The sequence below is a fragment of the Phaeobacter sp. NW0010-22 genome (assembly GCF_040365955.1).
GTDB lineage: Bacteria > Pseudomonadota > Alphaproteobacteria > Rhodobacterales > Rhodobacteraceae > OMPR01.
In genome coordinates, this window is record NZ_BAABWT010000012.1 from 61,608 (window position 1) to 87,160 (window position 25,553).

At 56.4% G+C, this 25,553-nt stretch carries 23 protein-coding genes; 14 read left to right on the forward strand and 9 right to left on the reverse strand.

Annotation, left to right across the window (positions count from 1 at the left end):
• Positions 1-77 precede the first annotated feature (77 nt).
• Together ABWV33_RS21255 and cueR are read left to right on the forward strand one after the other, a co-directional pair.
• On the forward strand, positions 78-2,588 hold the full coding sequence (locus ABWV33_RS21255; protein WP_353333643.1) for a heavy metal translocating P-type ATPase: 2,511 nt from the start codon (positions 78-80) through the stop codon (positions 2,586-2,588).
• A 13-nt stretch (positions 2,589-2,601) separates the two neighbouring features.
• Complete coding sequence (gene cueR / locus ABWV33_RS21260; protein WP_353333645.1) at positions 2,602-3,003, forward strand: Cu(I)-responsive transcriptional regulator; 402 nt, start codon at positions 2,602-2,604, stop codon at positions 3,001-3,003.
• 9 nt (positions 3,004-3,012) lie between these two features.
• On the opposite strand, the gene ABWV33_RS21265 is transcribed toward cueR, so the two are convergent.
• Genes ABWV33_RS21265 through ABWV33_RS21280 form a run of 4 tightly spaced genes read right to left on the reverse strand, consistent with a single transcriptional unit; the run spans position 3,013 to position 7,247 of the window.
• Positions 3,013-3,492 carry a DUF6505 family protein gene (locus tag ABWV33_RS21265; RefSeq protein WP_353333647.1) on the reverse strand — a complete coding sequence of 160 codons (480 nt, stop codon included), beginning with the start codon at positions 3,490-3,492 and terminating at the stop codon, positions 3,013-3,015.
• On the reverse strand, positions 3,492-4,202 hold the full coding sequence (locus ABWV33_RS21270) for a biotin/lipoate--protein ligase family protein (protein WP_113824158.1): 711 nt from the start codon (positions 4,200-4,202) through the stop codon (positions 3,492-3,494). The genes ABWV33_RS21265 and ABWV33_RS21270 overlap by 1 nt, the downstream gene beginning before the upstream one ends.
• Positions 4,199-5,248 carry an Mrp/NBP35 family ATP-binding protein gene (locus tag ABWV33_RS21275; RefSeq protein ID WP_353333649.1) on the reverse strand — a complete coding sequence of 350 codons (1,050 nt, stop codon included), beginning with the start codon at positions 5,246-5,248 and terminating at the stop codon, positions 4,199-4,201. Before ABWV33_RS21275 ends, ABWV33_RS21270 begins: the two co-directional genes overlap by 4 nt.
• 52 nt (positions 5,249-5,300) lie before the next feature.
• Positions 5,301-7,247 carry a 4Fe-4S binding protein gene (locus tag ABWV33_RS21280; RefSeq protein WP_353333651.1) on the reverse strand — a complete coding sequence of 649 codons (1,947 nt, stop codon included), beginning with the start codon at positions 7,245-7,247 and terminating at the stop codon, positions 5,301-5,303.
• A 323-nt stretch (positions 7,248-7,570) separates the two neighbouring features.
• Here ABWV33_RS21280 and ABWV33_RS21285 point away from each other — a divergent pair, with 323 nt between their 5' ends.
• The 9 genes from ABWV33_RS21285 (at position 7,571) to ABWV33_RS21325 (ending at position 16,056) form a co-directional block, all read left to right on the forward strand.
• Positions 7,571-8,140: a DUF3305 domain-containing protein gene (locus ABWV33_RS21285; protein ID WP_309472714.1), complete on the forward strand. Its 570-nt coding sequence runs from the start codon at positions 7,571-7,573 to the stop codon at positions 8,138-8,140.
• Positions 8,137-8,772: a DUF3306 domain-containing protein gene (locus tag ABWV33_RS21290; RefSeq protein WP_353333653.1), complete on the forward strand. Its 636-nt coding sequence runs from the start codon at positions 8,137-8,139 to the stop codon at positions 8,770-8,772. The genes ABWV33_RS21285 and ABWV33_RS21290 overlap by 4 nt, the downstream gene beginning before the upstream one ends.
• Positions 8,765-9,388, forward strand: coding sequence for a TorD/DmsD family molecular chaperone (locus tag ABWV33_RS21295; RefSeq protein ID WP_353333655.1), 624 nt, complete (start codon positions 8,765-8,767; stop codon positions 9,386-9,388). The genes ABWV33_RS21290 and ABWV33_RS21295 overlap by 8 nt, the downstream gene beginning before the upstream one ends.
• Positions 9,389-9,437: 49 nt before the next feature.
• A complete protein-coding gene (locus tag ABWV33_RS21300; RefSeq protein WP_121998018.1) occupies positions 9,438-9,632 on the forward strand; it encodes a twin-arginine translocation signal domain-containing protein in 195 nt (64 codons plus the stop codon).
• A 104-nt stretch (positions 9,633-9,736) separates the two neighbouring features.
• On the forward strand, positions 9,737-12,631 hold the full coding sequence (locus ABWV33_RS21305; protein ID WP_353333657.1) for a formate dehydrogenase subunit alpha: 2,895 nt from the start codon (positions 9,737-9,739) through the stop codon (positions 12,629-12,631).
• A gap of 12 nt (positions 12,632-12,643) precedes the next feature.
• The gene (gene fdh3B, locus ABWV33_RS21310; protein ID WP_113824151.1) at positions 12,644-13,237 is read left to right on the forward strand and encodes a formate dehydrogenase FDH3 subunit beta; all 594 of its coding nucleotides are present in this window, start codon (positions 12,644-12,646) and stop codon (positions 13,235-13,237) included.
• Positions 13,238-13,311: 74 nt separating this feature from the next.
• Complete coding sequence (locus tag ABWV33_RS21315; RefSeq protein WP_113824150.1) at positions 13,312-14,511, forward strand: formate dehydrogenase subunit gamma; 1,200 nt, start codon at positions 13,312-13,314, stop codon at positions 14,509-14,511.
• 67 nt (positions 14,512-14,578) lie between these two features.
• A complete protein-coding gene (locus ABWV33_RS21320; protein ID WP_285801572.1) occupies positions 14,579-14,704 on the forward strand; it encodes a hypothetical protein in 126 nt (41 codons plus the stop codon).
• A 5-nt stretch (positions 14,705-14,709) separates the two neighbouring features.
• On the forward strand, positions 14,710-16,056 hold the full coding sequence (locus ABWV33_RS21325) for a sigma-54-dependent transcriptional regulator (protein WP_113824149.1): 1,347 nt from the start codon (positions 14,710-14,712) through the stop codon (positions 16,054-16,056).
• Positions 16,057-16,063: 7 nt separating this feature from the next.
• Here ABWV33_RS21325 and ABWV33_RS21330 read toward each other — a convergent pair whose 3' ends face one another.
• Positions 16,064-18,013 carry a sensor histidine kinase gene (locus ABWV33_RS21330; protein WP_353333658.1) on the reverse strand — a complete coding sequence of 650 codons (1,950 nt, stop codon included), beginning with the start codon at positions 18,011-18,013 and terminating at the stop codon, positions 16,064-16,066.
• 270 nt (positions 18,014-18,283) lie between these two features.
• Between ABWV33_RS21330 and ABWV33_RS21335 the strand changes: the two genes are divergently transcribed.
• The 3 genes from ABWV33_RS21335 to ABWV33_RS21345 all read left to right on the forward strand — a co-directional run bounded on the left by ABWV33_RS21335 (position 18,284) and on the right by ABWV33_RS21345 (position 20,846).
• Positions 18,284-18,988 (forward strand): ABC transporter permease, encoded by a 705-nt coding sequence (locus tag ABWV33_RS21335; protein ID WP_113824147.1) that lies wholly within the window; start codon positions 18,284-18,286, stop codon positions 18,986-18,988.
• Entirely contained in the window at positions 18,985-19,698 is a 714-nt protein-coding gene (locus tag ABWV33_RS21340; RefSeq protein ID WP_121998013.1) for an ATP-binding cassette domain-containing protein, read from the forward strand. Before ABWV33_RS21335 ends, ABWV33_RS21340 begins: the two co-directional genes overlap by 4 nt.
• 284 nt (positions 19,699-19,982) lie before the next feature.
• Entirely contained in the window at positions 19,983-20,846 is an 864-nt protein-coding gene (locus ABWV33_RS21345) for an SdiA-regulated domain-containing protein (protein WP_353333660.1), read from the forward strand.
• A 21-nt stretch (positions 20,847-20,867) separates the two neighbouring features.
• Here the strand turns inward: ABWV33_RS21345 and urtE are convergent, their stop codons facing one another.
• Genes urtE through urtB form a run of 4 tightly spaced genes read right to left on the reverse strand, consistent with a single transcriptional unit; the run spans position 20,868 to position 25,492 of the window.
• A complete protein-coding gene (urtE, locus tag ABWV33_RS21350) occupies positions 20,868-21,563 on the reverse strand; it encodes an urea ABC transporter ATP-binding subunit UrtE (RefSeq protein ID WP_113824144.1) in 696 nt (231 codons plus the stop codon).
• Between the two features lie 3 nt (positions 21,564-21,566).
• On the reverse strand, positions 21,567-22,307 hold the full coding sequence (urtD, locus tag ABWV33_RS21355; RefSeq protein ID WP_353333662.1) for an urea ABC transporter ATP-binding protein UrtD: 741 nt from the start codon (positions 22,305-22,307) through the stop codon (positions 21,567-21,569).
• Positions 22,304-23,533 (reverse strand): urea ABC transporter permease subunit UrtC, encoded by a 1,230-nt coding sequence (urtC, locus tag ABWV33_RS21360; protein WP_353333664.1) that lies wholly within the window; start codon positions 23,531-23,533, stop codon positions 22,304-22,306. The genes urtD and urtC overlap by 4 nt, the downstream gene beginning before the upstream one ends.
• A gap of 3 nt (positions 23,534-23,536) precedes the next feature.
• Positions 23,537-25,492 (reverse strand): urea ABC transporter permease subunit UrtB, encoded by a 1,956-nt coding sequence (gene urtB, locus ABWV33_RS21365; RefSeq protein ID WP_353333666.1) that lies wholly within the window; start codon positions 25,490-25,492, stop codon positions 23,537-23,539.
• Between the last annotated feature and the right edge of the window lie 61 nt (positions 25,493-25,553).

Genomic DNA, 25,553 nt, shown 5'->3' on the forward strand with positions numbered 1-25,553 from the left:
AAACAAATTATGTTTCTTGACCTTCCAGTTACTGGAAGCCGTACTTAGGTGTGATCTGACAATGCCAAGGTGACACCATGACAGAGACTGACTCAGTTCGGTTACAAATTACGGGTATGAATTGCGCCTCGTGCGTGGGGCGTGTTGAGCGTGCGCTGTTGGCGGTGCCTGGCGTTGAATCGGCGGCGGTGAATCTTGCCAATGAAAGCGCCCAAATCACTCATGCATCCGCGGTGTCGGTGGCTGATCTGGTCACGCTCCTTGGTGATGTTGGATACCCTGCCGAGGTCGAAGAGATCACGTTGGATGTTCAGAACATGTCCTGTGCATCCTGTGTGGGGCGTGTCGAACGGGCGTTGAACGCAGGCGACGGGGTTTTGGGGGCAGCGGTGAATCTGGCGACAGAGACTGCAACCGTACGGTATGCCGCTGGCGTGAACACGCCCGCCGGGGTTGCGGCGTTGGCCACGGATGCGGGGTATCCGGCAGCGATTACATCCGCGCAGGAAAGTGACAGGGACCAACGCAAAGCGGATGAAATCGATGAATTGGCGCGGCGCACTTTGTTTGCTGCTGTCTTGGCCTTGCCGGTTTTCATCATTGAAATGGGCTCGCACCTTATTCCGGGTATGCACCACCTGATTATGGGCACGATTGGCCTGCAGAGCAGTTATTATTTACAGTTTCTGCTAACCTCTTTGGTTCTGTTTGGTCCGGGATTGTCGTTTTACACCAAGGGGTTTCCGGCGCTGTTCAAGGGCGCGCCTGATATGAATTCGTTGGTGGCGCTTGGCACATCGGCGGCTTACGGGTTTTCTTTGGTGGCGACATTTGCGCCGGGTGTGCTGCCTGCAGGCACCGCCAATGTGTACTACGAGGCGGCGGCCGTGATTGTGGTGCTGATCCTGTTGGGGCGTCTGCTGGAGGCGCGCGCAAAGGGGCGCACGGGCGAGGCCATTCGTAAACTTGTGGGATTGCAGGCCAAAACCGCGCGCGTTGAACGGGCAGGGGGCATTCAGGAACTCGCGATCGAGGACATTCTGGTCGGGGATGTGATTCATGTGCGTCCGGGCGAGAAAATTGCAGTGGATGGCCGGGTTTTAACCGGGTCGTCCTACGTCGACGAAAGCATGATTACAGGCGAGCCGATACCGGTTGAGAAATCCGATGGGGCCGGGGTTGTGGGCGCAACAGTGAATGGCACAGGTGCTTTGACTTTTCGCGCTGAAAAGGTGGGCAGTGACACGATGCTGGCCCAGATTATTCAGATGGTGGAACAGGCGCAGGCGACCAAACTGCCGATTCAGGGGCTGGTTGACCGGATCACCCAGTGGTTTGTGCCCGCTGTGATGGGGGTTGCTGTGTTGACGGTCGCGATCTGGTTCCTGTTTGGCCCTGATCCGGCGCTGAGTCTGGCCTTGGTTGCTGGTGTTTCTGTCCTGATTATCGCCTGTCCCTGTGCGATGGGTTTGGCGACCCCGACCTCGATCATGGTGGGGACGGGGCGGGCCGCTGAAATGGGGGTTCTGTTCCGCAAGGGTGATGCGCTGCAATTGCTACAGGAAAGCACGGTTGTGGCTTTGGACAAGACGGGGACGCTGACCGCCGGGAAACCTGCGTTGACGGATATGATCGTTGCACCGGGCCGGGACGTGGCGGATGTACTGCGTCTTGTGGCGGCGGTCGAAGGCAAATCTGAACACCCGATTGCAGAGGCGATTGTGGCGGATGCTGTGGCCAAAGGATTGGGACTGCCCGAGGTCGATGGATTTGACTCGATCACCGGATACGGCGTGTCCGCGCGGGTTGGTGGCCATGCCGTGCTGGTGGGTGCGGATCGGTTGATGACACGTGAAGGCGTTGATCTGGGTGCATTGTCTGCGCAGGGTGAGGCGTTGGCGCGCAAGGGAAAGACGCCGCTCTATGCGGCTGTTGATGGCCAGATTGCTGCGGTCATTGCGGTGGCGGATCCGATCAAACCCACCACGCCTGCGGCCATTGCTGCGTTTCACGCGCTGGGTCTGAAGGTGGCGATGATCACTGGTGACAACCAGCGGACGGCGCAGGCAATTGCCAGTGAACTGGGCATAGATCACGTGATTGCCGAGGTTTTGCCAGAAGGCAAGGTGGCCGCGCTGGAGGGGTTGCGGGTCGGAGATGGCAAACTGACCTTTGTCGGGGACGGTATCAACGATGCGCCAGCACTGGCTGCGGCTGATGTTGGTATTGCGATTGGAACAGGCACAGATGTGGCGATTGAAGCCGCAGATGTGGTGCTGATGTCCGGGGATTTGGTTGGGGTGGTGAATGCCTTTGACATCAGTCAGCGGACCATGCGCAACATCCGGCAAAACCTGTTTTGGGCATTTGGCTATAACACGCTGTTGATCCCGGTTGCGGCGGGGGCGTTTTATCCGTTTGGTGGTCCGTTGTTGTCACCGGTTTTGGCGGCGGGCGCGATGGCCTTGTCCAGTGTGTTTGTCCTGAGCAACGCGTTGCGCCTGCGGTGGGTGCGCCCGGCGATGCAGGCAACGGGGCAGGGGGGTGATCCTGCGCAACAGACCCCACACGCGGTACCGGCAGAATAATAAGGGCGAGCTAATGAACATAGGCGATGTTGCGGAACGCTCGGGTGTTCCACCCAAAACTATCCGGTATTACGAGGATATCGGGTTTATCAAACCGCATCGGTTGGCGAATGGGTATCGGGATTTTGAAGATAAAGACCTGCACAAGCTGGTGTTTATTGGCCGCGCAAGGTCGCTGGGGTTTTCTATCGAAGATTGCCGCACCCTGTTGGCGCTGTATGACAACGACGCGCGCACCAGTGCGGATGTAAAACAGGTCGCGGAACAAAACCTGAGAGAGATCGAAGCCAAGATCAGTGACCTGCAGGCGATGCATTCAACCTTGTCGCATCTGATTTCGGAATGTGCCGGGGACCAGCGACCAGATTGTCCGATCTTGCAGGGGCTCAGCCAAACGCCTGATCAAAAAGGGTGACGTCCTTTGCTAGTCGTCCAGTGAGCCATGCACGGCAAGTTGGTCCAGTTCGGCACTTTGGGTTTCGATCGCGCGATAGCTTTCGCGGACACCTGCGGTGGTCAGTTCGCGCGCCACGGTCAAAAGCGTGCCGTCTGCATGTTCGTCACATAAATCGGCCATGTGTGAAATCTCGTCTGCGGCCACTGGGCGCGCGGCGTCGAGGTCGGGGGCACCGTAATAGGTGACGAAATGCTGGGCCAGTTGTTCGGTTAAGCGGGCGACTTCGTTTGGTTCCACAGGTGTTACGGCGACAAAGGTGGCGCGTCCATGTGTGTCCAGCCCGAGCCAGCCGTTTGCGAACGCCTGACGGGCCTTTCCGGTAAGATCAGCGTCGCTCCAGTTTGAGAACTCAAACCCGCCTGAGACGCACCATTCGCCGGTGCGGGCATGTGTGGCAAAGACACGGGTGTCGCTCTCATCAAGATGTGTCGCAATGGCCAGTTTCATCAGGGGGTCTCCAACAGGGTTGTCAGGGGGATCAATTGGGTGGTGCCGTCGGCGTCACGCAAAAGCATGCCGAAATCTTCGTCTACGCCCATGAACGTGCCTGTTTTACCATTCTGGGTTACGGCTTCGCCAACATCATGGGCCAAACCGCGCCATTCTTCGTGCAAGGGGCGCGGCCCGTCGTGTTCCCAGCGGTTGATCCAGTTCAGGGTGTGGCGCGCCCAGGCCTCGAGCAGGGCAGGGGCTTCGACGTCGCTGCAGCCTTCGGCATAGAGGGCTGTGGCATCGGGGGTTTCCCCCGGATTGTCGCTGGCTGGCCAAAGTGGGATCGCGACACCGACTACCAGCCAGTCCGGAGATGAGGCGGGGTCTGTGTCAGATGCCATGACGCGGAAGCGGCCACATCGCGCGCCGTTCACACGCAGGGCGCCGTTCCATTCCAGATGAACCGCGACTTCGGGGGGGGCCAATGCGCCAAGCGCGTTCTGAAACCCGATGCCACAGGTGGGCAGCATTGCCATGGCAGAGGCAAGCGGCACCTCGGGGGCAAAGACCATCGCCGCCGTCATCATGTTTGGTGCCAGGTTGTAAACGATCAAACCGGCGTCACAGCCCATTGCGGCCTTGGCGCAGGCAGTATCGAAGGGATCAATGGGGCCTGTTACAGCCAAGCCCGACATCAGCGGGGGAAAAACGATGGGCTCGCTCATGCATGGCCCCCGGCGATAAGCGTTTGTGCGATTGCATGGAACGCTTTGGCCTGCGCGCTGTCCGGTTGACTTGTCACAATGGGCGCACCGCCATCTGCTGCCATCCGGATCTGCAGATCCAGCGGGATTTCAGCGAGCAGGGGAACGTTGAGTTTGTCCGCCTCGGCGGCAACGCCGCCATGGCCGAATACATGCTCTTCGTGGCCACAGTTCGAACAGATGTGGGTGGACATGTTTTCAATCATCCCAAGGATTGGCACGTTCAATTGCTGGAACATGTCTATCCCCTTTCGGGCATCCAGCAGCGCGATATCTTGCGGGGTTGAGACGATGATTGCCCCGTCCACCTGCGATTTCTGCGCCAAGGTCATTTGAACGTCGCCTGTTCCCGGTGGCAGGTCCACGATCAGCACGTCCAGCGCGCCCCATTGGACCTGTGTCATCATTTGTTGCAGCGCCCCCATCAACATTGGGCCGCGCCACACGACGGCTTGATCGTCATTGGTCATCAGGCCCATCGACATCATTGTGACACCGTGGTTGCGCAGAGGCAAAATAATCTTGCCGTCTGGGCTGGCGGGACGCCCCGAAACCCCCAACATGCGAGGTTGCGAGGGGCCATATACGTCTGCGTCCAACAAACCAACGCGCCGCCCTTCGGCGGCCAGAGCGCAGGCGAGATTGGCGGACACTGTTGATTTTCCGACCCCGCCTTTGCCGGACGCGATTGCTAGTATACGATCGACTCCGGGAACTTTTTGCGGGCCTTGGGGGGCAGCCGGTTTTGGTTTCAGTTCCGGAGGGGCAGCCGGGGCGCTGTGGGCCGTCATGACGATATTGGCGGTGATGCCAAGGGCGCTGAGCGCTGTTTCGGCCTGTGCCTTTGTTGCTTCATAGGCTTTGGCCTGTGCGGGATCGATTTCGAGCACAAACCGGGCTGTGTTGTCGTCGACGTTTAAGGCACGCATTGCCCCTGAGGACACGATGTCGCCACCAGTGGGGTCAGTCACGCCTTTGAGTGCGGCCAGAACCTTATCTCGGATCACGTTGAATTCCTGTTCTTTGGTCTTTGCCGGTCCTTGCGGAGGCACTTATGTTTCAGTGATCGCGGCGCTTTGACAGATAGTCTTCGGTGGTGCGGGGGCGAGGGCGCTTGCCACCCTCAAACGGGTTGTCCTTGGCGTGGTACTGCGCGTTGACCCGACACGTGTCGCACATTTGGATCATGCGGGCGGCACCGGGGTTGGCGAACATCGCGTGATTGCCAGCCAGTTTTTCGGTGATTTTCTCGATGGTGGATTTCACACCAAACAGGGCGCCGCATTCAACACAGCCAAACGGCTCTTCTTCGTGCAGGACAGCCTGATCCAGAGCGGAAGGGTTCAGGTTCATTTGGGGTTCAAGGGTGATTGCTTGTTCCGGGCAGGTTGATGCGCAGATCCCGCATTGCAGGCAGGCGTCCTCTTGGAAGCGGAGTTGGGGGAGGTCAGGGTTGTCGCCAAGCGCCCCAGAGGGACACAGCGAGACACAGGACAGGCACAGCGTGCAGTCGTCGGTGTTGACGACCACAGCGCCATAAGGCGCGCCCGCAGGCAATGTAAGCGTTTCGTTTGGTGAATTCAGTGCGGTGGCGGCTTGGCGTGCAATCTGGCGGCGGGTGCCCATCGGGCGAACGGGTGTGGCCACAGGGGCAGGCGGTGTTGCCGCGTACAGGGTATCGGCCATTGCATCGGGGTCGTCGGAGTCCAGCAAGACAACCGAAGCTCCAAGAGCGGTGGCAAGAGCGGCTTCGTAGGCGATCACTTGTCGGTCAGCGCCGGGGGCCAGTTGGATGTTGACCTGTGCGAAACCGGCAGCTTGTGCCGCGACCATCTCGGCGTGGCCAAAGGCGGCCAGCGCCGCCAGTTCCAGCGGAATGACATGGGCCGGTAGACCACGGCCAAAGCGGGCGGCCAGTCGGATCATCTCGGACCCATGATCGTTTACCACCAGTAGGCTGGGGGCGCTTCCGCCGGCTTCGAGGTAGGCGCGGGCCAGTGTTTGCACGCGGCGGAATGTCAAATCAACGGGGGGCGCATCATAACTGATCGCGCCGGACGGGCAGAGCGAGGAACAGGCTCCGCAGCCTGCGCAGATCATCGGGTCAATGGTGACATGGTCGCCGTTTGGGGTGATTGCGCCGGTTGGGCAGACGTCAAGGCACCGCGAGCAGCCGGATTGGCTGGCACGGGAATGCGCGCACAACAGGGGTTCTGATTTGATGTAGAGTGGCTTTTCAAACGTCCCGATAAGGTGAGAGGCCGCCAGTATGACGCTGGAAATGGCTGGGGGATGTTTGGGATCTGCGTGCAGATACCCTTCGCGTTTTTCGGGCGCTGGAAAGAGAGGTGTGTTGCCTGTCAGGTCAATGATGATGTCACAGTCCGATCGACCACCGTCACGCGGGGCGGTGAACTGTATCGGTCCGCGCCCACCCAGCACGCGTTGTTCGAGTGCATCAATCACGACCGAGAACTGCCCGAGCGACCCTTGGGCGCGTCTGAGCTGACCGCGGATCACATCATAATCACGGGTCACAGGGGCCTCGGATCCGGGGGCAAGCAACAGGGTCACAGCCAGATGTTCGGCCAGCGCTTCGGCGGCGGGGATGGCCACATCCGGGGGGCCGATGATCAGACAACTGCCATCAGACACGACTTCGATGGCTTTGCTAGGTTGTGCAGGCAATCCAGCTTCGGCGATCAGGGCGGACATTTTGGGTAGTTTCGATGCGGGGTCATCGGACCATGAGGCCCGGTCGCGCAGGTCGAGTGTGGCAGGGGCAGGCACCCCTAATTCAGAGGAAAGTGAGTCGAAAAGTTGAGCTTCTTGCGCACAACAAATCATTGCATCACCGGCCTGAATTGCCGCTGCTGCATCGTTGATTTGGTCGGTGCACAGGGCGGTAAACACCTTTGAGACGGGGGTTCCGCATGTCTCGGAAATCGCCTCGGCATCGATGGCTTGACTGCCGGAGCAGTCACATAAAATCAACGTCTTAGTCATCATATTCCTCCGTTTTCCGGGGCGCTGAAAGTCGCGGTTTCGCCCTGGAAATCCATTTCAAATAGGCATGATTCTGAAGGCAGGTAAACCGGTTTTCTGAACGAGGGAATCAGCAAACACCTTGGGAAAGCGTTAGGTGATTCGCACCCTCAGAGAGATTTCATAAATCCGATAGAAACACTCGAGATAGACAATTCGTCTGCGTGATGTTTGGTCGAAATTTCTTTCTCGACATTTTGTCTAGATCGCACATTTGGCACGACAAAGTACTTTATGTGGCGGTCTGCCCCGCGTCATTCTTGGAGACGGGAGGACAGCTGGGTTTGATCCACGATCCAAATAGATTTGAACAAATGCCGGTTGGCATTGTTTTGCGCCGCGTGCCGGGGGTGACCCAGTGGGCGGCTTGGTCGTGGAAAGCGACCGGAGTTTTACCGGGGGCTGCGGATGCGAATTGGCGGGTGTTGCGGACGGAAGGCGACATGACCGAATATCACGCCACCACGCTGCCGGTTGAACTGCACGGTGCGGAAACCGAGGCATATCTGCATGGGCTGGCAGCGCAAGAACCAGCTTTGTATGTGGTGATGCGCGAGAGTGTTCGTGCGGATGAACCCCTCGATATCGTTCTGATTACAGCCTCGCCATATGAAGCGCAGGACTATGCGGACAGTGGCGAAGAGATCATCGAGAAGATCGCGATGCCCGCGGCGGTGATGGCTTGGGTTTTGGATTTTGTCGAAACCCACCACCGCGAAGAGATCTTTAAGAAACGCAAGCGCGACAAGAAAGACATTGGGTTGGTCGAGGATGGCGTCGGGGACGCGCGCATCACTCAGATGGCTGATGTCTATCGCGCTCCGTCGCAAGCCAAAAAGGAGCGTCTGCAATGAGCCGCTTCTGGGCAAACCGAAAGGCGGCTGTGCAAGCCGAGGCCAAAGCTGATGAACAACAGGTTGAAGCCGACGCGCAAGCACTGCGTGAGGCTGAACTGGCGGACCGTACCGATGCGGAAATTCTGGCTGAGCTTGAGTTGCCCGATCCGGATACGTTGGAGGAGGGGGACGATTTCAAAGTGTTCCTGACTGAGGCCGTACCAGCGCGCATCCGCACCCGTGCACTGCGTCGACTTTGGCGGTTAAATCCGGTGTTGGCCAATGTTGATGGGTTGGTTGATTACGGCGAAGATTTCAACGACGCCTCTTTCTTTCTCGAAAATATGCAGACCGCTTATCAGGTGGGTAAGGGGATGACGGAACACGTGTTAGAGTTGGCCCGTCAAGCGGAAGCCGAGGCCGAGGGTGAAACCACCCCTGAAGCCCCAGAGATGGAAACGCCCGAGCGACTGGCCCATCGGGAAGATGATGACGTGGACGAGGTGCCTGTCTTTGTAAGCGAGACGCCGGTTTATCAGCCTCCAATCGTAGAGCCCGAGCCTGAGCTTCAAGCCCCTAATATGCACCGCATGCGGTTTGTCTTTGATGCCCCCACCAATCCGGGGCTGCCGGAGATGGCGAATGAATGAGGATACCCAAATGAATGTAGCGCAAGACCTCCGTGTCTCTGAGGAAGATCGCCTGCGGGCGGATCTTTACAACTATCTCGGCACGATCTTGTCTGGGCCACCAAATGCGGACCTGCTGAGTATGACGTCGGGCCTGTCGGGTGACGATACCCCACTGGGCGTGGCAATCAATGCGCTGGCCAAGATTGCGAAGTTGTCGAAACCAGCGGCGATCGAAAGCGAATTCAACAAGCTGTTCATTGGTTTGGGCCGGGGTGAGCTGTTGCCCTATGCAAGCTATTACCTGACCGGGTTCCTGAATGAAAAGCCGCTGGCGAAATTGCGTCAGGATATGGCCGCGCGGGGCCTGACGCGGGCGGAAAACGTCTATGAGCCCGAAGATAACATTGCTTCTTTGATGGAGATTATGGGCGCGCTGATCGTTGGTCGATTTGGGCAAGCCCGCGAAGTCAGGGATCAGAAGCTCTTTTTCAACACGCATATCGCTCCGTGGGCAGGGCATTTTTTCGCGGATTTAGAAGCGGCCAAAAATTCGGTTTTCTATGCAGCCGTCGGTCAGGTTGGCCGCGTGTTCATGGAGATTGAAGCCGAGGGATTTCGAATGAGCGCGGAGTGATCCGCTTAAACTGGTGGGCAACCACCGCCAACAGAGAGGAGGAACTCTCATGACCCAGAAGGACAAGGAGACGACAAGTCGCCGGGACTTTCTGAAACTGGCCGGAACAGCAGCCCCAGCGGCTGCGGTGACCGTTATGGCCAGCGGGCAACAGGCCGAAGCGGCCGCTGAGCCTGATTTGCAATCCACACGATTGCAGGACACGGCGCAGACGCGCGCCTATTTTGACTCGGCCCGTTTCTAACAGGCCGATCAACCCGTACCTGAGACGACTGGTTGCGTTAGGCCCGACAGTCAAAGGTTTTCATCAACCCAGCCAGCCCCAGTGGGGTAGCAAGGGAGGTTAACATGCTGAGGAAAAAGACCAACGGGGTTGCGAGACGCCCCCAGCGGACCAGTATCCTTTCCGAAGTCGCGGAAAAATCCGTCGACCGCCGCGCGTTTTTGCGTGGCAGCGGCCTGGCCATTGGTGGTCTTGCCGCAATCAGCGCCACTGGAGGAACAGTGACGCAGGCCAATGCGCAGACTGCTGCAGCCGGGGCCGTTGAGACGATAAAATCTATCTGCACCCATTGTTCGGTCGGCTGCACAGTCGTTGCCGAAGTGGAAAGTGGTGTCTGGACTGGGCAAGAACCCGGTTATGACAGCCCGTTCAACTTGGGAGCACATTGTGCCAAAGGCGCCTCGGTGCGCGAACATGCCCATGGCGAACGCCGCCTGAAATACCCGATGAAGAAAGAGGGTGGCGAATGGAAGCGCATCAGCTGGGCGCAAGCGATCGACGAGATCGGCGACGGCATGATGAAGATCCGGGAAGAAAGCGGCCCGGACAGCGTCTATTGGTTGGGCAGTGCTAAGCACTCGAATGAACAGGCCTATCTGTTCCGCAAATTCGCCGCCTATTGGGGCACGAACAACGTGGATCACCAGGCCCGGATCTGTCACTCGACCACAGTCGCTGGTGTTGCAAACACATGGGGCTACGGCGCCATGACGAACAGCTACAACGACATTCACAATTCCAAGTCCATCTTTATCATCGGTGGTAATCCGGCAGAAGCGCACCCTGTGTCGCTGTTGCACGTGCTCAAGGCGAAAGAAGAAAACAACGCGCCGCTGATCGTGTGTGACCCGCGGTTTACGCGCACAGCGGCCCATGCGGATGAATATGTCCGCTTCCGTCCGGGCACAGATGTTGCGCTGGTCTGGGGTCTGTTGTGGCATATCTTTGAGAACGGTTGGGAAGACAAAGAGTTCATCCGCACCCGTGTCTGGGGTATGGATCAGATCCGCACCGAAGTGAAAAAGTGGAACCCCGAAGAAGTCGAACGCGTTACTGGCGCTCCGGGTGAACAGTTGCGTCGCGTTGCGCGGACTTTGGCCAACAACCGTCCCGGCACCGTGATCTGGTGTATGGGTGGCACACAGCACACCAACGGCAACAACAACACACGCGCCTATTGCGTTCTTCAACTTGCGTTGGGGAACATGGGCACCGAAGGTGGCGGAACGAACATTTTCCGTGGCCACGACAACGTGCAGGGCGCGACCGATCTTGGCGTTCTGAGCCACACCTTGCCGGGCTATTATGGTCTGTCGGCTGGTGCTTGGGCCCATTGGGCGCGCGTCTGGGAAGAAGATCCAGAATGGCTGGGTGCGCAGTTTGCCAAGGTTACCGGGTCAGACGGCAAGGAAAAGAGCCTGCAGAATTTAAAGGGCATTCCTGTCAGTCGCTGGATCGACGGCGTTCTGGAAGATCCCGATAACATGGACAACCCTGATAAGGTGCGTGCCATGGTTTTGTGGGGGCATGCGCCCAACTCTCAGACTCGTGGACCGGAAATGAAAACGGCGATGGAGAAGTTGGACATGCTGGTCGTTGTTGACCCGTATCCCACTGTCTCGGCTGTTTTGCATGATCGGACCGATGGCTGCTACCTGTTGCCTGCGGCGACGCAGTTCGAAACCCGTGGTTCGGTCACGGCCTCGAACCGGTCGTTCCAATGGCGTGACAAAGTGGTTGATCCGCTGTTCGAAGCAAAGACTGATCACGTGATCATGGCCATGTTCGCCAACAAATTTGGCTGGGCCGATCGTCTGTTCCGCAATATCGAAATGGAAGACGACGAGACGCCAAATGTGGAAAGCATCACGCGCGAGTTCAACAAGGGACTGTGGACCATTGGGTACACGGGTCAAAGCCCGGAACGGCTCAAGCTGCACATGGCAAACCAGCATACGTTTGACCGCACCACGTTGAAAGCGGTCGGTGGGCCGGCAGATGGGGACTATTACGGTCTGCCATGGCCATGCTGGGGAACGGCTGAGATGGGTCATCCCGGAACGCCGAACCTGTATGACATGTCAAAACCCGTCAGCGAAGGCGGCCTGACCTTCCGTGCCCGGTTCGGTGTGGAACGCGATGGTGACAACCTGTTGGCCGAAGGCGTCTATTCCAAAAATTCGGACATTCAGGACGGATATCCCGAATTCACCATGCAGATGCTGATGGATCTTGGATGGGATGGCGATCTGACGGACGAAGAACGTGCGGCTATCGACGCTGTGGCTGGACCCAAAACCAACTGGAAAACCGACCTTTCGGGCGGTATTCAGAGGGTGGCGATTCAGCACGAATGTGCGCCGTTTGGTAATGCCAAGGCACGTGCGGTTGTGTGGACCTTCCCGGATCCGATCCCAGTGCATCGCGAACCGCTGTATACGCCGCGTCGCGATCTTGTGAAGGACTATCCGACCTACGAAGATCGTCACGACTATCGTCTGCCAACGCTGTATGCCTCGATCCAGAAACAGGACTTTTCGAAAGACTATCCGATTGTTCTGACGTCTGGACGTCTCGTTGAATACGAAGGCGGCGGAGAGGAATCCCGGTCCAATCCATGGTTGGCCGAGCTTCAGCAGGACATGTTTGTCGAAATAAACACGCGTGACGCCAATAATCTTGGTGTGCGGGATGGCAAACAGGTCTGGGTCGAAGGCCCGGAAGGCGGCAAGGTCAAGGTTATGGCGATGGTGACGGAGCGGGTCGGCGAAGGCGTTGCCTTTATGCCGTTCCATTTTGGTGGCCATTATCAGGGCAAGGACCTGCGGGACAAATACCCCGACGGTGCCGACCCCTATGTGTTGGGCGAAAGCAGCAACACGGCCCAAACCTATGGCTATGACTCAGTGACCCAGATGCAAGAGACGAAATGTACTCTTTGCAAAATCTGGGCAGCGTAAGGAGAACGAGAAATGGCAAGAGCAAAGTTTCTCTGCGACGCCGAGCGCTGCATCGAGTGCAACGCCTGTGTGACCGCTTGTAAGAACGAGCATGAAGTGCCCTGGGGCATCAACCGCCGTCGGGTTGTCACCATTGAGGATGGCAAACCGGGTGAGCGGTCGATCTCGGTCGCTTGTATGCACTGTTCAGATGCGCCCTGCATGGCCGTGTGTCCAACCGATTGCTTTTATCAGACCGAAGAAGGTGTGGTTTTGCATTCCAAGGACCTGTGCATTGGGTGTGGTTACTGTTTTTATGCGTGCCCCTTTGGCGCGCCGCAGTATCCGCAAGCGGGTAATTTCGGATCGCGTGGCAAGATGGACAAATGTACCTTCTGCGCCGGTGGCCCCGAAGAGAACCATTCCACAGCCGAGTTTGCCAAATATGGCCGCAATCGTCTGGCCGAAGGCAAACTGCCGATCTGTGCTGAGATGTGTTCGACCAAGGCCTTGCTCGCGGGTGATGGGGATCAAGTGTCCCAGATCTACCGTGAACGCGTGGTGGCACGTGGGTTTGGATCTGGCGCTTGGGGTTGGGGCACCGCCTACCAGCTCAAGGGTGAATGATACAATTCGACCCTGACAGGACGGCCCTGAATTGGGCCGTCCTGCATTCTAATTTTTTCCAAGGAGGAGCGACCATGCTGCGCATGGCACTCGCACTTGTTCTGACGCTTGCGCTGGCATCTTTTGCACAGGCTCAGGAAAAACCTGCGGATATTGATCGGTCATCGACCGGCGGTGCGCAGACGCTTGAGGATATTCTGAACCGACAAGCGGGGCAGAAGGTTGATGACACGTTCCGCCGTGATGCGGTTGGATCGGCGGACAATGCGGCCGGGATCGCTTCGCAACTGGGCACGCTTGGGGGTGTTTCAGATCCGGAGATGTGGCGTGCCTTACGCTATGGTTCGGCTGACTTAAAGGTTTCGGCAGGCGGAGAAGTGGCAACCGTTGTAATGCAGGACGGAGGCATGACATGGCTTGAGTTCCGGCGCGGGCCGCTGCGAACCTATGGCGGATGGTTGTTGTTGGGGACGCTGGTCGCTTTGGCTTTGTTCTATCTCTTACGTGGAAAGGTCCGTATTGATGCGCCGAACACGGGGCGTTTGGTCGTTCGTTTCAAGGCTATTGAACGCTTTGGTCATTGGCTATTGGCGGGGTCTTTTATCTTGCTGGGGGTCACGGGCCTTGCGGTTCTGTTTGGTCGCGTTGTCCTTGCCCCTGCGTTGGGCAAAGACGTGAACGCGACGCTTTTGGTTTGGTCAAAGCTGATCCATAACAACGTGGCTTGGGCGTTTATTCTGGGCCTTGTGATGGTTTTCGTCATGTGGGTTGCGAACAACATTCCAAGCCGGCTTGATCTTGTGTGGTTCCGACAGTTTGGCGGCATCATCGGGAATGCACACCCACCAGCAAAGAAGTTCAACGCTGGCCAAAAGATCATTTTTTGGTCCGTCATACTGTTTGGGACTTCGATTGCGTTGACAGGCGTATCGTTGCTGTTCCCCTTTGAGATGCCATTGTTTGCCAAATCGTTCTCGGTTTTGAACGCAACCGGTCTGCCACAGTTGGTTGGGCTGGGAGAGTTGCCCGTCGTGCTTGCGCCGCAAGAAGAGATGCAATTGGCACAAGTCTGGCACACGTTGCTTGCCTTTGTTCTGATGGCGATTATTTTCGCGCACATCTATATCGGATCGGTGGGCATGGAAGGTGCCTATGACGCGATGGGATCTGGCGAAGTGGACGAAGCATGGGCTGAACAACACCACTCGCTCTGGTTAGAGGAAGTTTTGGAGAGCCAAGGCTCTGACACAAAAAGCGGAACGGCCGCCGAGTGATTTCCATCTCCATGGCCCGTCTGTTACCCTGCGGGCCATGCATTCTATTCGAACTGGAGAAATTGGTATGAAAGCCATGATGACGGGATTTGCCGGGGTCGTGCTGGTGGCGGTTTGCGCAAATCTGGTGCTTAGCAATCTTGGGTTTGCTTCGCAGGATGTACATTCGGGCGCGTCGGTTCGGCTGGATTGAGAGCGATGTCATCGTACAAGCAGGATGAGTATGGCGAAAGCCTTGCGGATGCATCGATTCTTGTGATCGATGACGAACCCGGGATGCGCAATTTCCTGACGAAGATTTTGTCACCACGGTGTAAGCGAGTTGAACAAGCCGGCTCTGCTGCCGAGGCGTCAGCAATTCTTGACAAGCATCACTTTGACCTTGTGGTTCTGGACAACATCATGCCGGGCAAGACCGGGTTGGATTGGCTGCGCGAACAGGGCAGGGTTGGCCTGTTTTCGGACGCTATTTTGATCACGGCCTATGCTGATCTGGAAACGGCCATCGAAGCCTTGCGCATGGGCGTTGTGGATTTTGTTCTGAAACCGTTTCGAGCAAACCAAATCCTGAACGCGGTTGCCCGTGCCTTGGACCGCAAGATACTGCGTCGGGATAACTCGCTTCTTAAACACGCGCTTTTGTCCGAAGAGAGTTCGGCGCGGGGGCGCCTGTTGGGGAATTCTACGCCAATTGAACAGGTGCGCGAAATGCTGGCGCGTCTTGCACCTTTGCCAACGCCTGTTTTGTTTCTGGGTAAAACCGGAACCGGCAAAGAGGTTGCCGCACGGACATTGCATGCGATATCAGATCGGGCTGAAAAGCCGTTTGTGGCGGTGAACTGCGCCGCGATTTCGCCCAAGCATTGTACCGAAGAGCTGTTTGGGATGATCGACGAAAACGGGCGCAGCCGGGATGGGTTGTTTCTGTTGGCAGATGGGGGCGTTTTGTTTCTGGACGAAGTCGCACAAATGCCAGAGCAGACCCAAGTGGCCTTGCTGCGCGTATTAGAGGATCAGCGCATTCGTCCGGTCGGGGCAGAACGGGACATTCCGCTGAACCTACGGATTTTCTTTGCCACTAATGTTGATCTGGAACAGGCGGTCGCAGAGGGAAAATTTCGATCTGATCTGTATCACCGGATCAACGTGGTCAGCATCGACATGCCGGACCTTAAGGATCGATCTGACGATATCGTTGAACTGGCTGCATTGTTCATGGATCAGATGTCAAAGACGCTGGCGCTTCCGGGGTTGGAATTGGACGAAGAAACCTTGCTTAAGCTGTGTCGCTATGACTGGCCCGGCAATGTGCGCGAGCTGCGAAACACGATCGAGCGTTCGGTGATCTTGGGTGAGTTCTCGGAAGAATTCGCTGGCGCTGGACAGGTGACTGGGATGCAGGCGATTGAATCGCTGGATCTGGTGACGCAACGCCACATCGTGCAAGTGTTGGACGCTTGTGGGGGCAATCGCGCCGAAGCATCGCGCAGGCTTGGTGTGTCGCGCAAGACCATTGATCGCAAATGCGCGTCGTGGGGGATGTAGGCCAGGATTAAGTGTCTTTGACCGCTGGAATCCAAACCGTGAACACGGCCCCGCCCGTTGGTTGATTTCGAGCGGAAATATGCCCGCCTGCCTGTTGGATCAGCGTTTGACTTATGGACAATCCCAGCCCAGTGCCTTCGCCCAGTTTGGTGGTATGAAAGGGATCAAACACCCGTTTCATATGGTCTGCATCAATACCCGGTCCCGTATCTGAAACAGAAAGCTCTACGCCGTCGATCTCATTTCGAGGGACCGGCTTTACCCTGATGTCCAGCTGCCCGTCGCCACCCATTGCCTGAATGGCATTGACCATGAGATTCACAAGAACCTGCTGCATCTCACCGGTGTTGATCGCAACATTTGGCGCTGCTTTGAACTGAGCGACAATTTGAACGTTTTGCTGTGGATGAACGTGGGTGATTAAACTCTTGCAATCGTCTACCAACATCTCCAGCGATGTGCCTTCTCCGGAGGCTGAGAATTCGGTGGGGCGCGCGAATTGCAGAAGCTTGCCAACGATCCCGTCAATTCGCTGTACTTGCTTATCGATCAGATTCAATTCGGTTTCCACACGGGCGGCATCTGGGCCAAGTGTCTGACGCACGACGTCTACATTGCCTTGAATGACGGCGACGGGGTTATTGATTTCATGCGCAACCCCCGCAGTGATTTCCCCAATCGACGCGAGTTTTTCGGACAGCACCAATTGCTGAAATGTTTCCTCTAGCTTTTCATTGGCGTCGCGCAGCTCTGATGTGCGACGATCAACGCGATCATTCAGTTCTTCTGCCCAACTGCGCAGGGCCTGATCCCGCTCTTGGACCTGATCCAGCAATGTATCCAGATGGGTTGCGACTTGACTGATTTCATCTTTTGATCCGACGCTGCCATTGCGCGCAGACAGATCCCCGTGTTCCACACGCTTCATGGTTTTGGTCATGCGTTCAAGCGGTGAAAAAATACCACGCGCCATTCTAAGGAAAAGCGGGATAGACAAGGCAAGCACGGCGACCATCGCAGCTAACATGGTGAGATAAGCGGATCGTTTCGCATTGGCAAACGGTGCCTCTAAGAACCCAACATAGAGCATCCCAACCCGGTTCCCGAAGCTGTCGCTGAGCGGGAGATATCCTGAGATATACCAATCGTTTACAACAAACGCGCGGTCCAGCCATGTCCGGCCCTGATCCAAAACTGCGGCCCGGACTTCGGCAGAGACACGGGTTCCCAACGCGCGGACATCTTCAAACAGCCGTACATTGGTCGAAACGCGGACGTCTTCGAGAAACAAAGTCGCGGTGCCCTGTCTTTCCCCGCCCGTCGCCGCGTTGAGATACACCAGCGCGTTGATGGTATCGATGAAATCGAGGTTCTTGTTCAGCAAGATCCCCCCGATCAGGACACCTTGGTGCCCCAGCAGATCAACGGGTGCCGCAGTATGAACCACCATGCCGCGATCTTCGACCACTCGATCGGTGGGCACGGCGGCTTCGGTTTCGATCAGGTCCACCCGCGCGCGTTCGGCCAAGGCAGGGAAATTGGCAATTGTATCGGCCGGGAAAATGTCGATCTGCGAAGACAGCTGGCCCCCGAGCGCGGCCTGAACCACTGGCCAGTGTTGGGCTTCGCCTGTCTGTGTTGCCGGAAGGTAGTAGAGAAAATCGAGCGCTTGCTGAATGCGTTGTTGTTCTAGATACGCGGCCCTCGTTTCCGCAGGCCCGGTCAATGCAAATTGGAAAGTTCGGGAGTCTGCGATAGCGGCGATACCCGCACCGGTCCCGGCCAATATGCGTCCCAGGTATTGTTCAGCTATGCGGAGATCACTGTCGACCTTGGCGATCAAAAGCTCATCGTAATCCGAGGTCCAACGTGTCATCGCCAGCAACATCAACAACGGAAGCAAGACTACAAGAGGCGCAAGAGCGAGCACCAACAGCTTCAGGCGTACTGAATTCAATGTCCCCTCCTTTGGCGCAGATTTCAGCAAAAACCGAATGTGTTAGGGTAGCCTACCAGACAGAAATACCTGTACCAGAGCCTTCTGATTGTGGGTGCTGTTCCGCGGTCGATCTGCCCGAATGCAGATGCCATTTGGACAAAATGGCGGACAAAATGTCCTTATTTTCCATTTGAGGTTAGAATTTGGTTTTTCTGGCTCGCGTGCTGTGATTGAGCTGTGTTCGGATAACATTTGAACCGACACGTCGCGTCGAAACTGGGGGAAGGCATGTTTGAGATATGGGACGGCCTCGCTCAGGCTTTTTGGCTGGTGATAACACTGGATTCGGATCTCGTTGAAATCACGTTACGATCGCTTCATGTCACGTTGTCGGCCTTGGTGTTTGCTTCAATTTTGGCTTTGCCGTTGGGGGCTCTTCTTGCTGTACGCAGGTTTCGCGCACGGCGGATTACGATTGCGGTTTTGAATGCACTCATGGGCTTGCCGCCGGTTGTTGTTGGCCTGATCGTTTATGTTTTTCTGAGCAGATCAGGACCATTTGGTGTATTCGGTTTGTTGTTTACACCCACAGCTATGATCATTGCCCAAGTCATCATTATCTTACCGCTCATCGCCTCTATCGCACATCAATCCTTGCGCGAACTCTGGTCGGATTATCATGATTTGCTCATTTCGATGAATACCACCCAGCGGCAACGTATCGCGGCCCTCTTGTGGGATGGGCGCCGGGCGTTGATGACGGCCTCTTTGGCTGGATTCGGGCGTGCCATTGGCGAAGTGGGAGGGATCATGATCGTTGGTGGCAATATCGACCATCATACCCGGGTATTAACTACAGCCATCGCGCTTGAGACCGGCAAAGGGGATTTTGCATTGGCGCTTGGACTTGGCTTTGTCCTGATTTCTCTGGCGATTGCTGTGAACCTAGCCATTCATATCATCGGTCGCACAGAACAGGAGGGTAGGTGGTGAGCCCCTTGTTTCCCTTGGTGGTCGACGGCGCAACCGTGCGCCGGCGCGGTAAAGTGCTTGTCGGACCCGTCAATTTGACCCTGTCCGCAAAGGGCACGACGATTGTGATTGGCCCAAACGGGGCAGGCAAAACATCCTTCTTGCGCATGCTTCACGGGATTGCTCGTTTGGCTGAAGGGTCTGTGACATGGGCCTGTGACGCGATCGAGGCCAGGTCACGCCAATCGTTTGTGTTTCAGCAACCAGTGATGATGCGCCGATCGGTCATGGGCAACTTGATCTATCCGCTTTGTCTGGCGGGGCTTCCACGGGCTGAGGCACGCGGACACGCCGCGCTCGCCGCAGCAGATGTTGGGCTGGATAAAATGCTGGATCGGCCCGCACATTTTCTGTCTGGGGGCGAACGCCAAAAACTCGCCTTGGCCCGCGCGTTGATAACAAAGCCCGATGTTTTGTTTTTGGACGAACCCTGCTCCTCGCTTGATGGGCGCGCAACTCGTGAGATTGAAACGATCTTGATGCGAGCGAATGCAGCAGGCACGCGATTGGTCATGTCAACACACGACATGGGGCAAGCGCGTCGACTGGCGACAGATGTTCTATTTCTGCTGAACGGTAAACTACATGAAAGTGCTCCGGCTGAGCAATTTTTCTCTGGCCCTTCTACCGACCCGGCGCGAGCGTTCCTGAACGGTGATATTGTCGAATGAAGCAGTTACCTCATGAGCTGTTCTGACTGTCTTTAACGCGGTAGGGGATAATCGTGATAGGTCTTGGCACGATTTCGGGTCGTTCGGAGCACTGGACCAGCGCCATTGCCGACAACGCATGGGGCAGAATACGTGACTTTTCATCGTTCGGACCGATTTCTGCGCAAATTGCCCCGAAAGGGTCTGACCAGATAAACGTTTCCAAAACAGCTTGAGCGTCTCAACCTTAACTGAAACAATTTCAAGGCAGGCCAGATTTTCCTAGCTCCTGCACGTGGACTGATATGACTTTTCTGCGCTTTTTTCTGATCGCCAGCTTGCTTACATCCGCGATGTCAGATGTGCGGGCGCAAAATGCACCGATATTGCAGTTCATTAAACAAGAACCGCTTTATCTGCAGCGTGACCGCCTGAAGGAACCTTCTGGCCTGGACATTCAACCGAATTCGCAGGCGTTCTGGATCGTCAGCGACGACAGCGCCGAACTGTTTTCCGTTGAGACGCCTCCAGCGCGCGTCGACGTTATTTTTCCCCTAGCGTACGAGGGGTTGGAAGGCGTGAGTGCGGGCTGGGATGAGGGCATCGTGTTGATGGTTCAGGAAGACACCAATGCCATTGTTCTGATTGACGAACGAAATTCCGCAGCCTCGGTCAGATTGCCAATTTCCAAGATGAAAGGGTACGACGCAATCGCAGGCCACTTTGAGGGCTCTGATACAAACAAAGGCCTTGAAGGTATTGCGGTAGACCGTGAAAGGCGCCGGATTTTTGTGGTCAAGGAAGGCAAGCCCCGGCTTCTTGTGGAAATCTCGGGTGATTTGAGCAGCATCACGGCCCACAGAAAACTCAAGGCAAAGCACGGGTTTCGTGTATCGGGTTTAAAGGACAAAAAACTTGATATTTCAGGTCTGTATTATGACCGTGCCCAAGATGCCCTTTGGATGGCCAGTGACCGAGGGGGCAGTGTTTTTCTCTATGACCTAAAGTCAAATCGGGCGGTACGGCTTGAAATCGAGTATGACAGTGGAGAAATTCCAGATTTGAAAGGTATCGAAGGTATCGCTTTAAGCAGCGATCACGAGGTTCTTTATCTGGTGTCTGACGCGGGCAAAGAGTCGTCGTTGTTTACCTTTCGAGTGATCCGGTGAGTTGTTCATCAGCGCCTTAGCTCATACAGATACGCCCTTCAGTACGTCCTCTTTGGTTAGCGTATCTTTCGTTCCCGACATCATCACTTCGCCTCTGCGTAGAACCACAAACCTGTCAGCCAGATCATAGGCGAACTCGAAATACTGTTCGACCAGTACAATCGCCATATCGCCTTTGTTCCGCAGCAGCCGGATTACTTCGCCGATCTGTTGGATGATGTTGGGCTGGATGCCTTCTGTCGGTTCGTCCAGCAGCAACAGCCGCGGTTTGGTTATCAGTGCCCGGGCGATTGCTAACTGCTGTTGTTGCCCACCTGATAAATCCCCGCCACGCCGGTTCTGCATTTCCTTGAGAACAGGGAAAAGCTCAAATATTTCGTCTGGAATGAAATGCTCGGCCGGTGGCAGACAGACGAAACCGGTTTCGAGGTTCTCACGCACGGTCAGCAGCGGAAAGACCTCACGCCCTTGTGGCACATAGGCGATACCCTTGTGCGCCAACTTGTGCGAGGGCAGGACACCCAGCACTTCGCCCTCCAGCTCCACGGTTCCACCGGATCGCGGATGGGTACCCGAAATGGCCTTGATCAGGCTAGTCTTGCCGACGCCATTGGTGCCCATCACACAGGTCACCTCGCCCATCTCGGCCTCCATTGAGATGCCGTTCAGTATTTGCGAATGACCATAATGCAGGGTCAGGTCTTGTAGTTTCAACATGCTTCAGCGCCCCAGATAGACATCGATGACTTCTTGGTTCGAGGTGACATGGTCAAGGCTGCCCTCGGCCAGAACGGCCCCCTCGTGCAGAACCGTTACCTTACAATTCAGGCGGCGAACGAATTCCATGTCATGCTCGACAACCACAACTGCGCGGGTCTTGGCCGCTTCCAGAAGAAGGTCGGTGGTGTGCTCGCGTTCTTGCGGCGTCATTCCTGCAGCAGGCTCATCCACCAGCAGCAAACGCGGTTCCTGGGCCAGCAACATGCCGATCTCCAACCATTGCTTTTGTCCATGGCTCAATTCGCCGGATTTGCGTTTCAACTCGTTCAGCAAACCTATTTCCTGAGCCAGCTCGCCAACCTTTTCGAGATCAACCTTGCTTGGCTTGTAAGCCAGCACAGCGAACCAACCGCGTGGTTTTTTCAAAGCCATCAGCAGGTTTTCCTGCACTGTCTGATCTTCGAACACCGTGGGCTTTTGGAATTTGCGTCCGATCCCAGCTTGGGCGATCTTAGCTTCGTTCATCTTCAGAAGAGAAATGGATTTCTCGCCCCAGATCACTCGGCCTTCGTCCGGCTTGGTTTTGCCGGTGACGATGTCCATGAAAGTGGTCTTGCCGGCCCCGTTGGGTCCGATTACAGCGCGCAGCTCGGCCTCGCCAATCCGGAATGACAGGTTGTTGATGGCGCGGAACCCGTCGAATGTGACGGACACACCGGATACTTCAAGAAGCGTACTCATTGGCTCGCCTCCTGTTCGCGTAGCGCGCCGTCGTCAGGACCAAGATCTGCACCATGGCGGTTGGGATTTTTGCGCTGGCTCCACAGATCAATAAGCCCACCCATGCCTTTCGGTGCGAACAAGGTGACCGCGACAAAGGACAAGCCCAGCAGCACCAACCACCAGTCCACCCATTTGACTGTGTAAAAACCCAGCGAGATGTCAGGTGCCTGACCACCAGTGAACCAAGTACTCAGAAGGCTGACGAACGCGGCGCCGATGACCGCTCCATACAGCCGCCCGCGTCCGCCAATGGCCACCCAAACTGCGAGGTAGATGGACGCGATCGGTGCAACCTCAGCCGGGTTGATTATGCCCGCCTGCGGGTAATAGAGTGCCCCCGCAATAGCGGCGATGCAGGCGGTCAGGGTGAAGATTACGAGCTTGTAGGTTTCAACCGAATAGCCAAGGAACCGCACGCGCGCCTCGTTGTCCCGTACGCCGCGGATGACCGATCCGAACTTGCCTGAAACGGTCCAAGCCGCCAGCAGATAGCCCAGCCCAAGCGCCAGAGCAGAGGCCCAGAAGAACCACAGTGACACTGCGTCCTGCGAGGCGGTCACGGCTGGTAGGTTCTGCAAGCCAGACAACCCGTTGTTTCCGCGCAACCCACTGTCGTTCTGGAACAGGTATAGCGCCAGTGCCAGCGTCATCGCTTGTGTCAGGATTGACAGGTACACGCCCGTCACCCTGCTGCGGAATGCCAACCACCCGAAAACCAAAGCCAGCAACCCCGGCACCAGAACGACCAGCACCAATTGCAGGAACAGGCTGTCTGAAAAGGCCCATATCAAGGGAAACTCATTGGAACCAACCACACCAAAGATTTGGTTGCCGATGGCATCAACGACCTCTGAACTTGTCGGCGGAATGTCTGCCTGTGAAAGCGACTCGACCACGATCAGGCGGGTGCGTTCATACATCAACCACATGCCGATCATGTAGCCGCCCAACCCGAAGAAGGCGAAATGACCAAGTGACAGGATCCCCGCGAACCCCCAGATCAGGTCCATCGCGACCGCAATCAGGCACAGGCACAGGGTCTTGCCCAGCGTCTTGATGAAACTGGTCGAGATCGTTCCGATTCCAAAGCCCTCGGACAGCACCGTGACGAGCAAGGTGAACAGAGCCAAACAGGTAAGGAAGATCAGGACAGACGGGTTCTTGGCAATGAAAGAGCGTTGCATGGTTCAATCCCCTGCAGCGCGGCCCTTGAGGGCGATGATGCCCCTAGGCCGGAACTGAATGAAAATGATGATGAAGACAATCATGTAAGTTTGAGCAGCCAGAGTGTTCGACGGGTTCAGCCATTCGATGCCTTTTTGGAAGAAGCCAATCATGACAGCCCCAGCCAGTGTGCCCCAGATGTTACCGACCCCACCGACAACGACAGTCATGAAGCTTTGAACGATATAGTCGCTGCCCAACTCAGAGGTTACTTTGGCAAAAAGGCCGATGGCAACACCGGCAATTCCGGCAATGCCCGAGCCAAGACCAAAGGTTAGCATGTTGACCTTGCCGGGGTTGATTCCCATCGACGCAGCCATGCTTGGGTTCTGTGTCACCGCACGGGTTTCAAGCCCGAGCCTGGTGCGTTTCATGATAAACAGAAAGACGCCTAGGAACGTGAGGGCAAGGATGAAGATGGCGATACGGATATAGCTGATTGACACAACGTCGTTCATCACCAGCGCTCCATCCAGCCAACCCGGCGCCGTCAGGGGGCGCGCTTGGGTACCAAAGATGTTCTTGGCCAACTGTTGCAGGGCGATGGATATGCCAAAAGTTGCCAGCAGGGTTTCCAACGGACGGGCATAGAGCCAGCGGATCACCAGCCGCTCCATCGCCACGCCAGCGGCAAAGGTCACGGCAAAGGCCAGCGGGATTGCCACGATGATTGAAACGGTGTGATCAGGAATGATTTGCTGCACCACGTAGCCGGTATAGGCGCCCATCATGATAAATTCACCATGGGCCATATTGATAACCCCCATGACGCCGAAAGTGATGGCAAGGCCAATGGCAGCGAGAAAGTAGATCGATGCAAGGGAAAGCGCGTCAAGGGTCAGGTCCAGCGTCTGGTTGAAACCAACCTTCAAGCCGATGGAATCCAGTGCGTGGTTCGCCGCCGTCGTCACTTCGACTGATGGCTCGGCATAGCTTTCAAAGAATACATGCTTCGCGAGGGTAGCATCGATATCTGTCTGTGTAACAAGCGAAGGCACTCTGCCGGTCTCTGCCAGCGCAGCATAGGCACGGCTACGGGCGTCATCCTTGTCCAGCTGCGCCACTGGTACGCCGCCGACTCGACCCCCATCAATATTGGCAACCAGTGAATTGCGCATACCGTCCGACGACACCTGCGCCCGAGCCAACCCCTTGTCCACCAGCAGGGAATAGGCCTCGCCCTTGGAGAACCCTTTAGCGCCAGGCACTAGAACCCGCGCGATGTTCAATCCTTCGGGCACATTGCCCGATGCCACACTACGCGTCGTCGCCACCAATGGGTTCAAGGTCGCGCGAACATCGACACTCAGATCAGTGGACATTTCGTCGATGGCTTCAACGCGGGCCTTGATATCTACATCATAGCCAATGGTTAGAAGCCGCTCGAGCCGTTGTTTCTGGGCTTTGAGCATTGCATCAGCTTCATTCTCGATCGATGCACGCAAGGGCGCCAACTGCACAGCAGAGGGATCACGCTGTATAGATGTCAACGCGCCCTGTCGCTTGGCTTTGTCCGGATCAGATAACTGGAACATCACCAGCGCCGTGGCGATCATGGCACGGACACCGCTGTTGGGTTTCAGGTGTTTGAGCTCTTTACTGGGATATGTACCTACCACTTCACCGCTATCAAAATCGGTCAACTGATAGGTTTTGTTCTCGGTTTTTTCCCCCACAAAAAACGCCCCGTCGGACTTCCGCATCCACATGGCTTTGGCCGCCCATGTTTCAAGCACGGTTTGTGCCTTTGGCGAGCCACTGGTGGCAATCGCGTCGATGGCCGGGCCTATGGTCTTGCGTGAGCTTTTAGCGATCGCCGCTTGATGCTCTTGCAGGATGGGTTGGATGTCTCGTTCCTCGGCCGATGCTGTCAGGCAGGACAATAGGACGGCAAGACCCGCAAAGAATAATCGTATCATGTCGGAAGTGTCCGCGTCTTGGGTTGGAAGGGGCCAGGGAGTGGCCCCTTTCTCAAGTTCA